Raw genomic sequence first — 13,321 nt, forward strand, 5'->3', positions numbered from 1 at the left:
CTAGTACAGCAGGTTCTAGTACAGCAGGTTCTAGTACAGCAGGTTCTAGTACAACAGGCTCTAGTACAGCAGGCTCTAGTACAGCAGGCTCTAGTACAGCAGGTTCTAGTACAGCAGGTTCTAGTACAGCAGGTTCTAGTACAGCAGGTTCTAGTACAACAGGCTCTAGTACAGCAGGCTCTGGTACAACAGGTTCTAGTACGACAGGATCTAGTACGACAGGTCCTAGTACGACAGGTCCTAGTACGACAGGTCCTAGTACGACAGGTCCTAGCACGACAAGCCCTGATGCATCCAGCTCTAATCCAACCAGCCCAGCTGAAGATAATATTATGGGGATAGAACCACTGAATGATATTAACGCTGCTAGGTTTTTGCAGCAAGCGCAGTTTTCTTCAACCAAAGCAGAGATTGAAGATCTTAAAAGCATTGGTATAAGTCGATGGTTAAATGAACAATTTTCTATGCCAATCGAGATTACGGGATATAACTGGTTATTGAAAGAAGGGCATAATACTAAAAAAAATCAATATTCTGATAGACCTGGAGACTGGATGGCATGGCAACAATTGCTGTCTTCTAAAGATACTTTACGTAAGCGTATGGCATTAGCACTATCTGAGACTATGGTATTGTCCACTATTGGCTTGAGCCTTCCTCATCCATCATTTGCCGCTGCTGCATATTGGGATCTACTTAATAAGCATGCGTTTGGTAGTTTTAGAGATTTATTAAAGTCAATTACTCTAAATATAGGTATGGGTGCCTATCTAGATTTAAGACACAGTAGAAGAGCCAATGATTCAGGGCGCAGACCAGATGAGAATTACGCTCGAGAAGTCATGCAGCTATTTACCATTGGATTAGTTGAGTTAAATCTTGATGGCACACCTAAATTACGCAATGGCAAACCGATAGAAACTTATAACCAAGAAACCGTCACCAATATTGCTCGAGCTTTAACGGGTTGGACGGTAGATAATAGGTCTAACGTTGATAAATCAGATACTTACGTTGAATTCACGCGTAATCCTATGATTAATATACGGAGCAGGCATGATACTCGTAGCGCAAGCTTTTTTGGGGTGACTGTACCTGAAGGCACAAGTGGCGAGCAAGCACTAGATATCGTGATCGACACTTTATTCAATCATCCCAATGTTGGACCGTTCATAAGCAAGCAGATTATCCAGCGTTTAGTTACCAGTAATCCAAGCCCTAATTATGTAAGGCGAGTCGCTACTATCTTTAATAGCGATAATAAAGGCGAGCGCGGTAACTTAAAGTCAGTTTTAGAAGCTATTTTAACTGATAAAGAGGCTCGCATTCTTCCTGATATATATGAACCAACTATTGGTAAGGTTCGAGAGCCTATGGTTAGGCTGATTCAATGGGTTCATACCTTTAGTAATCGTCAGAGCGAATCAGGTGAGTGGATGGTGAGTACTACCAGTAGTAGAAAATGGTTCCTGAATCAAAGTCCTCTTAGGGCACCCTCAGTATTTAACTTTTTTGATATGGATTATACGCCTAATACAGATGCGTTTATCGATAATGGGATGGTCGCGCCAGAGCTTCAGCTACATAATGTGACCTCTACAGTAGGTTATATTAATCATATAAAACGTGTGATCGAAAAAGGCATTTTTTATGGGTTTATTGAAACTGTCATTGAGATAGCACCAGATTATAGAACAGAGATGAAGTTATATGATCAACCTGAAGAGTTAGTAGATCACTTGAACCTTATCTTATGTGGCGGTCAGATGTCATCTAAAACGATAGGTTTAATAAGATTCGCTTTAAAAGAGTTGACAGATAATTCTGCCGACTGGAAAGAGGATCGCATTCATTTAGCTATATTTATGACTATGGTTAGCCCAGATTATCTCGTACAGAAATAAAAAGACTATTAGATAGAAGCGAATTATTATTATGAGTGAATTATCAAGAAGAGCATTTTTAAAGCGTTTAGGATACCTAACCGCAGCAGGCGTTGCCAATCCTTTCACTATAAATCTTATGGGTATGGCTGAAGCAGCAGCAGCAACGGCAACAGATTATAAAGCCTTGGTTTGTGTGTTTTTAGATGGAGGTAATGATCAGGCTAATACCCTTATTCCTTTCGATTCGAATAACTACAAGACTTATAAAGACGTACGCCAAAGTATTGCTATAGACCAATCAAAGATTCTGCCTTTGATACCATCATCAAGCTTAGCAGACGGACTAAAATGGGGGTTTCATCCCAACCTTCAACGTTTAAATAGCTTATTTCATCTAAAAAAACTGGCGGTCTTACAAAATGTAGGTACTTTAATTCAACCAACCTCGCTTGATGAATACAAAAGAAAAACAGTACCCCTGCCAAATATACTGTTTTCACACTCTACACAGAAAAAAATATGGCAAAGCACTTCTTCTGAAGCGTTTAAGGAAGGCTGGGGTGGAAAGATCGGTGATCTTATTTTGAATCAAAACTCGCAAGCCATGTTTTCTTGTATTAGTACAGCTAACGACTCTCTATTTCTGACGGGAGATAAAACAATCCCACTTAATATTGAATCAAATGGCATTATTCCCATTTCACCAGCACAAGAAAATGCCAGACTTTATGGTTCACGAAAGTGCGCATCGGCTTTTAGAGAGCTTATTACCTCGAATCGTGACAATATTATGGAAAACCATATTAATGAAGTTACATTGCGTTCAATAGACGCTGAATACACTATGTCATCGGCTTTAGAAAGTGCAGGCGAACTGAATACGCAGTTTTCAGCCAATAACTCTTTAGCTGAGCAGCTAGAGGTTGTTGCAAAGCTAATCAAAGCACGCGGCAATTTTGGTGTGAAAAGACAGGTATTCTTTGTGAGTCTTAAAGGTTTTGATACTCACTCTAGCTTATTAAGTAGGCATGGCAAGCAAATGTCATTAGTTGATGATGCATTAGCAAGCTTCTATGAAGCGACTGAAGAATTAAATATGACTCAGAGTGTGACAACCTTTACTGCATCAGACTTTGGCCGTACATTTAGTAGTAATGGTAACGGCTCTGATCATGGTTGGGGTAGTCATCATATGATTATGGGTGGTGCGGTAAATGGCAAAGACTTTTATGGTCAAAGTCCTGAAATCGGCCTTGATACGGCAGAAGATGTAGGACAAGGAAGAATGTTACCTACCACTTCTATTGACCAGTATTCCGCAACTTTGGCTAAATGGTTTGGCGTACCGAATAGTGATTTAAGACTGATAGCCCCCAATCTTCACAATTTCAATAATCAAGATTTAGGGTTTATGAGAGTCTAGTAAGAGAACGATAGCAGATATAAGAAGCCTTACTAGTACTGATACATATTAATCAGTGTTGGTAAGGCTTTTTATATTCTTATCTATTCTTTCGACCTTAAACTTACTTATTAAGAGGTTAATGTGTCGAGCAAACGCTCAGTATATCCTTTTGCACGTAAATTGCGCTGTGCATGGGTGAGCTCGCCGTCTTTATTAAACACAAATGCTGAGCGCACAAGGCCGATAGTCGTCTTACCATACATGTTTTTTTCTTTAATGACATCGAAGTACTGACATAGCTTTTCATCGCTATCGCTAATCAATGGAATCTGTAAATCATATTTGGTGATAAATTTTTCATGAGACTCAACGCTGTCTCGCGATACACCAATGATGTCATAGCCAAGCGTATCAAAGGCATTAAGATGCTCAGTAAACTCTGTGGCTTGAGTGGTACAACCAGGCGTACTGTCCTTGGGATAAAAATAAAGAATGAGCCCTTTATCGGTATGCTGAACCAACTCTTTTAAACTAATATCATCGTGGATAAAGTTATTATCGAGATTACGTACTATAGTTACTGGAAAATCTGGTAGAACAATGCTTTCTGTTGTTGGCTTAGCCATGTTAAATTCCTTATTATGTCAAACTCAAAAAATATGATTAAAATCATTTAGCCTAATATATGTAGGGCTTATACTTATTTTCAGTATTATTTTAATCTTTGAAAATAGGGTCAATTTTGATTATTGGTTAGCTTATTATAATTAGATTAACAGAAATAAATGATGAATTTAATATTCTACTCATTTATTAGCAAAAAAAAGACTGACACTTGCCAGTCTTTTTTATTATACGTTTTTAACTGATAGTTTAAGCAGGTTTTTGTGGTTGCTTTAAGTCTAGTCCTTTCGTGCACTGTTGTAGATCTTTTTGCATTTTTTTCACGTAAGGTAGGCCTGAAGGATCCTTTTTGTCTTGCGCATAGCTTTCAATTTCCCACATCTGACCAATAGTCATCTCACTACGTACACCAATAGTGCAATCACAGAGCTTAGTAGCAGTATTTTTATCAGCAACTTTATATTTGACTGCACCAGTGACACATTGATTAACGTTGTTTTGCTTAATATCGATAGCATTTGCTTGCGGCATAGCGATCAGACCAATTAATGCTAGGGGTAGTATTTGTAATAGCTTCATAAATATTCTCTTATAAATAGATACAGCGTCAATAGAATAAAAAACGAACAGACGCTAAATGGGTAATGCTAGTATTAACTAAAAATTTCTTCGCACCACTTGTAGAGGTTACTTAATAAAAACATAGGTCGTAAAAATATAAGGACTCATACCATAACAATTATAGTTGTCAAAAAACACCATGCGCTTGCTGTGTTGATGCAATCAAATGTTACGCTTATGTTTGTAAACTTCTTAAATTGCGCGGCACTTATCAAATAAGATTTAGATACAAGGTGCAACTTAGTTTGAGCCTTGGTATTGTGCCTGATAATGTGTGGGATCAGCGACTCCAGCTTGTATAAATCCTTGACGACGCAGCGCACAGCTGTCACAAACACCGCAAGCAAGGCCGTTTACATCCGCTTGATAGCAAGAAATTGTTTGTCCATAATCGACACCAAGCGATAGTCCAAGCTCAATCGTTTGTGCTTTAGACAGCTGCTGTAGAGGTGTTTGAATACTCAAATGATGACCAGTGACACCCGCTTTGGTTGCAAGGTTTGCCATGTGTTCAAAGGCGGCGATATATTCAGGACGGCAGTCAGGATATCCAGAATAGTCTACTGAGCTGACCCCAATGACGATGTGATTGGCATCAGCCACTTCAGCGACGGCTAGCGCATAAGATAAGAATATAGTATTGCGCGCAGGCACGTAAGTATTTGGAATTGCGTCGTTATCAATCTCATCATGTTTTTTGTTAGGGAATTTATCCGCATCGCCATCAGGAACGATCATGCTGTGGTCAGTTAACGATGAACCCCCAAGCTGGGCGATATCGATATCAATGATTCGGTGATTAACCTCTGCAGTTTTAGCGATCGCTTTTGCCGCGACAAGTTCACTATTATGGCGCTGACCATAATTAAAGCTTACGGCAGTGACAGAGGCATAACGTGCTTTGGCCCAATACAGACAAGTTACCGAGTCGAGACCACCTGACAATAGCACAACAGCATTTTGGCTTTTATGAAGATCATTCAAGGTAGCCTCGGATGCGTGATTAGGAAAGTTGGTTTGCGGATTAACGTTAGTCATAAGGATGTCTATTATTGATTTGCGAAAAAAGGCTATTTTAACAAAAATACCGCTACTATTACACAACCATAAAGACGATAAGATGTCAGAACATCGCATAAGATTTTTAAGACTGTATTTGTAGCGTTGGCAAATAGATGTAGCATTTAAACCTTATAATTTAATCTCAGCTTTTCAATCTGTTAGCAATTTTTGTTATAATCGCTTCTGTTTTGGAAGTATCAGTAGTAATACCTATTCATAGTCCGTTTTATCGCAAACTGCTTTCTTATAAAATAATCCTTGTAGAGATATTGAGTAATTTATGACCGCAGCGACCTTGTTTACGCCCAAAAATACGTCTCAGGTTGACAATATGTCTCCTGAAGTTGATTTGGATAGCCACACTTCAGAGACTGATTTCTATAGTATGGAAGATGATGAAGCTGATATGAATGTCGCTATTGAGCTTGCTTCTGGACAGTCAGATGACGAACAAGCATCTACAGAGCATGTATATAAAGAGTCTGCATCGTTTCTCAAATTACAAAAGAAACTGCGTAGACAAGTATCGTGGGCGATTCGCGATTTTAATATGATCGAAGATGGCGACGTGGTAATGGTTTGCGTCTCAGGCGGTAAAGATAGCTATACACTGCTAGATATTTTGCTGTTATTGAAACGTATTGCACCGATTAGCTTTGATATCGTCGCAGTTAATCTTGATCAAAAGCAGCCTGGTTATCCAGAAGATATCTTGCCCGCTTATTTAAATGAGCAAGGAATTGCACACTATATTTTAGAAAAAGATACTTATAGTATCGTCAAAAGCGTAGTGCCAGAAGGAAAAACCTATTGCTCGGCCTGTTCGCGTCTGCGTCGTGGTTCGTTATACGGTTTTGCCAAACAAATTGGCGCGACCAAAATCGCCCTTGGACATCATCGCGATGATATGTTGGCGACTTTCTTTTTGAATCTATTTCATGGTGGTGCGCTAAAATCGATGCCGCCCAAATTACTCAGCGACGATAAACAAAACATACTTATTCGTCCATTAGCGTATGTTGAAGAAAAAGACATTATCGAATATGCACGCTTAAAGGAATTTCCAATTATTCCCTGTAACTTATGCGGTAGCCAAACCAATCTACAACGCGCAATTATCAATGACATGCTGCGCGAATGGGATGATGCTCATCCGCAGCGTTTGGCTTCTATCTTCAAAGCCATGCAAAATGTTGCGCCTTCACAATTAGCAGATCGTGAGCTATTTGATTTTGAACAGTTAAGTTTAGAGCGCGATGATAACGAACGCTTATTTGAAGGTGATAATATCCAAGCAGGGCAGACTTCTAGTCTCGCTGAGATTGGTCTTCCTATAGCGCCAAAAACTCAGACTTTTAATCCAAAATTTGCTAGTACTCATAATTATAATGATAATCAGCAATCAGTAAGCACTAATAAAACGATAAGCACGGATAAAACGACAGAAAGTAGCGGTACTACATTAAAAATTCCCACAATTAATCCCGTTATTTAGCTGTCTATTTCACTAAGTAAAATTGGTTAGTAGGCGACACAAGCCAAATAACACTCACAAAAAAACCAGCTGATTAATAGCTGGTTTTTTGTATTTTAAAACTAATTTTTCAAGACTCGCTTTAACTTTTAGCAAAGACAGGCAATGGATCAAAGCTAACTTCTGGACGTGGCAACTTTGCGACATCCTGCATACGCCAGTCATCTTTACCATCATTGCTGACTTGTAGATAGTACTTAGCTTTTACTGGGTCGATATCTACTTTGGCACTGTATCTATTGCCATCTTGATGCTGTAACACCACGTCACGATCCTTTTTGACATCTGTTGCATGCGAGATAGATAACTCTAACTTATCAGGATAGGTGAGTGGTTCACCGTTCAGCAACTTGCCTGTTTGCAGACTCTGCTGTGGATAGTCAAGATAAAAAGTAATATCACCGTCTGATGTAAACTGCATTTTGCCATGCAGGTTTAAGTCGTATGTAAGCTTATCGCGTGACACATCATGATAAAGGGTCTTACCATCCATATACCAGTCATCACGTACTACACTGTCACGAATCTGGTAAGAGTAGTAAACAAACCAAATACAGGCGATAACCACAAAAGCTGGCATACCGATCACAAAGATGACCACCATATAGTTCTTATACCAAGGCTGGCTATCTTGATGCTTAAAGTTTGGCGTAGGAGTTGGTGTAGACATAGAATACCTATTAAATGTATGAACTGATAAACATGACCGTTAAATGAAGTCTGCTTAAGGATAATCCATAAGCACAATCAATATAGTTTGATTAATGCGCTGTTCTATCGGTTAAGTGTCTGATATAACAACACTTAACCATAGATTATACGTTATATTTCAGATGTTTACTGACCTTGCGTAGTAAAAATATTTTGCTTACTTACCTTGTACTGACCATCTTCGCTAACCACATTTAACGTAATAGGCGTTTGACCCGATTCAACGATATCAGGGTCACCATAAATACTGACTGGCATATCAAAGCTCTCGCCAGCTTCTAATGGTACATCGTTAAAACGCAGCTCTAAACTCAGACCATCTTGCGGCGCAAGCGCGATCGTATAAGCATGGGGCTCTTGCGTTTTATTGGTTAGCTTCACAATATAGCTATTTTCAATCATACCTTGAGTAGTCATAGAAGACAGCTGGTTACGGTCACGGCGAATATCAATTTCTAGTGGCACACGATCAGTCAAAGCATAGATAAGACCACCACATAACACAGCCAGTAACGTTAAATAAGCAAATAAACGCGGACGTAGGACACGGCTAGGCTCTTTTTCAGCAAGCTGCCTCTCCGTCGTATATCTGATGAGCCCCCGTGGATAGCCAACCTTATCCATGACTTCATTACAAGCATCGACACAAGCCGCACATTGAATACAGGCGACTTGTAAGCCGTCTCGAATATCAATACCAGTAGGGCATACCTGCACACACATTTGGCATTCGATACAATCGCCTAAATCGTCAGGATTAGTGCCCTTTTTACGCGCGCCACGAGGCTCACCGCGCTCATAATCGTAAGAAACAATGAGTGTATCCTTATCAAACATGACACTTTGGAAACGACCATAAGGACAAATTTGGACACACATTTGCTCACGCATGTAGCCCGCATTAACATAAGTTGAAAAAGCAAATATAAATACTGAGACCCAAACCCACGTTGACCAATCAGGAAATGGAATAAAACCTATCATCTGCCAACTACTATACAAATAGTCAGTTCCTGCCACATAACTGACAAAAGTGGTGGCAGTTATCATCGAAAACACAAACCAAATAAAATATATCAGAAAACGTTTAAAAGCTTTGGTAGCACTCATTGGGGATTTATCGAACTTGATACGTTTGTTGCGATCGCCAATGACTACTTTTTCGACATATTGATAAAGATGCGTCCAAATCGTTTGTGGGCAAGCATAGCCACACCATACTCGGCCAGCGTAAACAGTTACCATAAACAAAGTAAAAGCGGCAATTAGGGCAAATGCGGCAATAAAATAAAAATCTTGCGTCAAAAAAGTCATGCCAAAGATATAGTAATGCTGCGATGGCACATCAAACCAAATTGCCTGCCTACCGTTATAACGCAACCAAGGTAGAATCAAAAACAATGCTAAAAATGCATACATGCTAATGACACGAATGTTTTGATAAAAACCTGTGACAAACCGAGGGTGGATACGATACTTTGTCGCATCAAGATCTATTTGTTGTACTGGGATTTTATTAGGTTGTTGTGCTGACATAAACTTGCCTCTTTTAAAAAAGAATCAGTCTGCTGGCATGAGTAACATACACCTGTGATAAAAATAAGATGTAAATGCTTACGATGTTATCAATGTCAGTAAGTAACAGGATAGCTTTATAAATATGGATATTAAAATAGGTTTAACCAGCTAAAAAATGAGCGATTATATACAATTGGTTGGAATTGAATAAATATTGTCTAAATGAATAATTCACGGCCTATTTACAATCATTACTATTTTAGCATTCCCCTTACTTTAAATGGGGTGATACCCTTAAAAAACAATTATTATTAGCGTAAAAATAATGGGATTTATCATAGTCTGACTATAGGGTTAAGGGCTGTAAATAAACGCTTAACTAAAAAAGGAGGACTGTAATGACAGTCCTCCTTTTTTTAAATAACATCCATCTATTTGCGCCATAATATAACTGTTAACTAAAAAAGCTTAGTTAGTAGAAACTTCTGCAGTTTCGGCTGCATTAGGAGCAGTGGCAGTAGCCATAACAGGTAACGCTTTAGGTTGAACTTTTTTATCTGATAGTGAATAAACGTAAGCAGCAAGAAGCATAATACGCTCATTACCAAGCTTAGTTTGCCACTCTGGCATTACACCAGCACGTCCATAACGTAAAGTCTCACGAATGGTTTCACGCTCACCACCATATAACCAAATATTATCAGTCAAGTTAGGTGCGCCAGTAGAAATCATACCTTTAGCATCTGGACCATGACAGAGTACACAGTTAGTAGGCTCATTAAATATCAATTTACCCTGTGCAACCATTGTCTGATCAAGGTCATAATCTTCTTGATTACCAGATATTGATAAAACATACTCAGAGACAGCACGTATACCGTCTTCACCAAGTTGATCACGCCATGCTGCCATACCACCGACGCGGCCGTTATGAAGCGTAGTCAGGATATTCTCAGGTGCACCACCATATAACCAATCATTATCAGTTAGATTTGGATAACCTGTTGCACCTTTAGCGTTAGAGCCATGACACACTGCACAGTTCTGTAAAAACAGGCGACTACCGACTTTCAGCGCATTTGGGTTCTCAGATAGTTTCTCTACATAAGGTGCAAGTTCTGCAACTTTTTGATCAATCTGAGTTTGCAAATCTGCTGGCGGATTCTCACTACGACGCATGGTCGCTTGCATGTCAGCAAGTGTCGCTAGAGTCGATGTAGCACCGCTGGCATTAGCTTTTGCTAGAATGTTTTTCTCAAAGTTATCTGTAAATACTTTATTGTTACTCTCAAGCTCACTATATAGCTCGTTTTTTGATGTCCAAGGCAGAGTTTCGCCATCGACTTCTACTGTTGCAATACCGTCCCACTTTGATGGGAAAAGAGCTGGGAAAAACACCCAATATGCAACACCCCAAACGATTGAGCCAAAAAATATTACTAACCACCATTTAGGAAGTGGTTTATCGTATTCTTGAATACCGTCGTAAGTGTGACCTGTAGTACCGTCTTCCTCGAGATCTGGTTTATATTTTAATACAAATAATAAGACCCCAAGAATAAAAAGCCAACAACCAATACTTAGTATGGTAATCCAAGAACTCCAAAAAAATGTCATCGTTCATCCTTATTGCGCTGCTCTTCAGACAAAGTCTCTTTGACCTCGTCATCAAGCGCAAGTTGTGCATCTTCTTCGAAGCGTTTTTTGTTTTTTGGCGAATACGCCCACCATGCAACGCCCAAAAAGGCAATAAAGGCAGAGACGGTCGCAATTGTTTGTAATTCACCAATACCCATTAGCGCTGTCCTTCCATAGCGGTACCCAGTTGCTGGAGATAGGCAACCAGAGCATCAAGCTCAGTGGCGCCAATAACCGCATCAGGAGCACCTTCAATATCTTCTTCAGTGTAAGGCACGCCAAAACGATCACGGAATAGACGCATCTTAGCTTGAACGTTTTCACCGTTGACTTCGTTAGTTGCCAACCAAGGGAAGCCTGGCATAACAGATTCAGGCACCAGTGAACGTGGAGCGATTAAATGCTGCTTTTGCCAATCTTCAGAGTAGCGTCCACCAACACGTGCTAAGTCAGGACCTGTACGTTTTGATCCCCATAAGAAAGGATGATCCCACGTAGACTCAGCAGCACGTGAATATGGTCCATAACGCTCAACTTCAGCACGCAATGGACGAACCATTTGAGTGTGACATACGTGACAACCTTCACGAATATAAATATCACGGCCTTCAAATTCAAGTGCAGTCCAAGGCTCCATGGCGGGAAGGGGCGTATTCACCCCGCCGTCTTCAGGATTCTTGTTATCATATATCAATGGTACGATTTCAACTAGCGTTGCAAAGCTAATTGCGATAACGATAAAGATGACCAACAAGCCTGTATTTTTTTCAATAATTTCATGCGGTGTACCAGCCATGATAGCTCCTTATACGTTAGCTGTCTTTGAGTCATCGACACTGGGTTGATGATCAGTAGGGTCTGCGATATCTACAGGCTTACCCTCTGGCATTTTGAGCGTTTTATAACAGTTATATGCCATAACAAACATACCCGATACATATAAGAACCCACCAAAAGCACGGCCAATATACGGATAATGCGAGAACTCAACGGTATCAACAAAGCTATATACTAAAGTACCATCTGGGTTCGTAGCAAGCCACATCATGCCTTGGCCAATACCTGAAATCCACATTGATACGATATAAAATATAGTACCAGCAGTTGCTAGCCAGAAATGCGTAGTAATTAAGCTGATAGAGTACATTTTTGGCTTGTTATAAATACGTGGTAACAATACATATAATGAACCAATCGTAATCATACCTACCCAACCAAGCGCACCTGAGTGTACGTGACCTATCGTCCAGTCAGTGTTATGCGATAACGCGTTGACCGTCTTGATCGACATCATTGGACCTTCGAAAGTTGACATCGCATAGAACGACAATGCAACAATCATAAAGCGAATGATTGGATCGGTACGCAGTTTATCCCAGCTACCTGATAGCGTTAATACACCGTTAATCATACCACCCCAAGATGGAGCGAATAGGATGATTGAGAATACCATTGCAAGTGACTGCGTCCAATCTGGAAGCGCTGAATAATGCAAATGGTGACCACCAGCCCACATGTAAGACGCAATTAGCGCCCAAAAGTGAACGATAGACAACCGATAAGAATAAATAGGACGGCCAATCTGTACTGGAACGAAGTAATACATCATTCCAAGGAAGGCTGCTGTTAAGTAAAAACCTACCGCATTATGTCCATACCACCACTGTACCATGGCGTCAGTTGCACCGCCGAATAGTGAGTAAGATTTAAACGCGCTAACAGGAATAGCCATACTATTTACGATATGAAGTAAAGCAATCGTAATAATAAAAGCAGCAAAGAACCAGTTAGCCACATAAATATGTGAGGTTTTACGTTTGATCAGTGTACCGAAGAAAACAATGGCATAAGATATCCAGACCAAAGCAATCAAGATATCGATAGGCCACTCAAGTTCAGCATATTCTTTAGTAGAGGTTAAACCTAGAGGTAGAGTAATGACGGCTGATACGATAACCGCTTGCCAACCCCAAAAAGTAAACCAAGCTAGATAAGGCGCAAATAACCTTGTTTTACAAGTCCGCTGGACAATATAGTAGGACGTTGCGAATAGGGCACAACCACCGAACGCAAAAATGACCGCATTAGTATGTAGCGGTCTTAGACGACTAAAGGTCAGCCATGGAATGTCAAAGTTAAGTGCTGGCCATGCCAACTGTGAAGCAATGAACACACCAAGACTCATGCCGACGATGCCCCATGCTACGGCCATGATCGTAAAAAATCTTATGATAGTGATTTCATATTCACGGTCAACTGGGGCGACTGCTGTGTTTTGTAAACTCATTGGATGATTCCTTTACAGCCCGAATTATCAACAGA

12 protein-coding genes are annotated in these 13,321 nt (G+C 40.0%); 3 read left to right on the forward strand and 9 right to left on the reverse strand.

What is annotated here, in order from left to right; genetic code table 11:
* Both AAEY87_RS09560 and AAEY87_RS09565 read left to right on the forward strand, forming a co-directional pair.
* Positions 1–1,904 (forward strand): DUF1800 domain-containing protein (locus AAEY87_RS09560; RefSeq protein WP_350657012.1); only part of this gene is annotated, 1,904 nt, incomplete at its 5' end.
* A 31-nt stretch (positions 1,905–1,935) separates the two neighbouring features.
* Positions 1,936–3,309, forward strand: coding sequence for a DUF1501 domain-containing protein (locus AAEY87_RS09565; RefSeq protein WP_350657013.1), 1,374 nt, complete (start codon positions 1,936–1,938; stop codon positions 3,307–3,309).
* A gap of 110 nt (positions 3,310–3,419) precedes the next feature.
* On the opposite strand, the gene AAEY87_RS09570 is transcribed toward AAEY87_RS09565, so the two are convergent.
* The 3 genes from AAEY87_RS09570 to queC all read right to left on the reverse strand — a co-directional run bounded on the left by AAEY87_RS09570 (position 3,420) and on the right by queC (position 5,574).
* Complete coding sequence (locus AAEY87_RS09570; RefSeq protein WP_068328442.1) at positions 3,420–3,917, reverse strand: peroxiredoxin; 498 nt, start codon at positions 3,915–3,917, stop codon at positions 3,420–3,422.
* Between the two features lie 247 nt (positions 3,918–4,164).
* Positions 4,165–4,494, reverse strand: coding sequence for a hypothetical protein (locus AAEY87_RS09575; RefSeq protein ID WP_068036589.1), 330 nt, complete (start codon positions 4,492–4,494; stop codon positions 4,165–4,167).
* A 282-nt stretch (positions 4,495–4,776) separates the two neighbouring features.
* Complete coding sequence (gene queC / locus AAEY87_RS09580) at positions 4,777–5,574, reverse strand: 7-cyano-7-deazaguanine synthase QueC (RefSeq protein WP_068036586.1); 798 nt, start codon at positions 5,572–5,574, stop codon at positions 4,777–4,779.
* A 304-nt stretch (positions 5,575–5,878) separates the two neighbouring features.
* On the opposite strand from queC, the gene ttcA reads away from it, so the two are divergent.
* Positions 5,879–7,093 (forward strand): tRNA 2-thiocytidine(32) synthetase TtcA, encoded by a 1,215-nt coding sequence (gene ttcA / locus AAEY87_RS09585; RefSeq protein ID WP_350657015.1) that lies wholly within the window; start codon positions 5,879–5,881, stop codon positions 7,091–7,093.
* A 121-nt stretch (positions 7,094–7,214) separates the two neighbouring features.
* Here the strand turns inward: ttcA and AAEY87_RS09590 are convergent, their stop codons facing one another.
* From AAEY87_RS09590 to ccoN, 6 genes are all read right to left on the reverse strand, one after another.
* Entirely contained in the window at positions 7,215–7,802 is a 588-nt protein-coding gene (locus tag AAEY87_RS09590) for a FixH family protein (protein ID WP_068036580.1), read from the reverse strand.
* Positions 7,803–7,969: 167 nt separating this feature from the next.
* The gene (gene ccoG / locus AAEY87_RS09595) at positions 7,970–9,379 is read right to left on the reverse strand and encodes a cytochrome c oxidase accessory protein CcoG (protein WP_068036578.1); all 1,410 of its coding nucleotides are present in this window, start codon (positions 9,377–9,379) and stop codon (positions 7,970–7,972) included.
* Between the two features lie 450 nt (positions 9,380–9,829).
* Entirely contained in the window at positions 9,830–10,978 is a 1,149-nt protein-coding gene (gene ccoP, locus AAEY87_RS09600) for a cytochrome-c oxidase, cbb3-type subunit III (RefSeq protein WP_068036575.1), read from the reverse strand.
* Positions 10,975–11,157 carry a CcoQ/FixQ family Cbb3-type cytochrome c oxidase assembly chaperone gene (locus AAEY87_RS09605; RefSeq protein ID WP_068036573.1) on the reverse strand — a complete coding sequence of 61 codons (183 nt, stop codon included), beginning with the start codon at positions 11,155–11,157 and terminating at the stop codon, positions 10,975–10,977. Before AAEY87_RS09605 ends, ccoP begins: the two co-directional genes overlap by 4 nt.
* Positions 11,157–11,795 (reverse strand): cytochrome-c oxidase, cbb3-type subunit II, encoded by a 639-nt coding sequence (gene ccoO, locus AAEY87_RS09610; RefSeq protein WP_068036572.1) that lies wholly within the window; start codon positions 11,793–11,795, stop codon positions 11,157–11,159. The genes AAEY87_RS09605 and ccoO overlap by 1 nt, the downstream gene beginning before the upstream one ends.
* 9 nt (positions 11,796–11,804) lie before the next feature.
* A complete protein-coding gene (gene ccoN / locus AAEY87_RS09615) occupies positions 11,805–13,286 on the reverse strand; it encodes a cytochrome-c oxidase, cbb3-type subunit I (RefSeq protein WP_068036571.1) in 1,482 nt (493 codons plus the stop codon).
* Positions 13,287–13,321 lie beyond the last annotated feature (35 nt).

The organism is Psychrobacter sp. S1-30-MNA-CIBAN-0213 (assembly GCF_040309845.1).
Taxonomy (GTDB): domain Bacteria; phylum Pseudomonadota; class Gammaproteobacteria; order Pseudomonadales; family Moraxellaceae; genus Psychrobacter.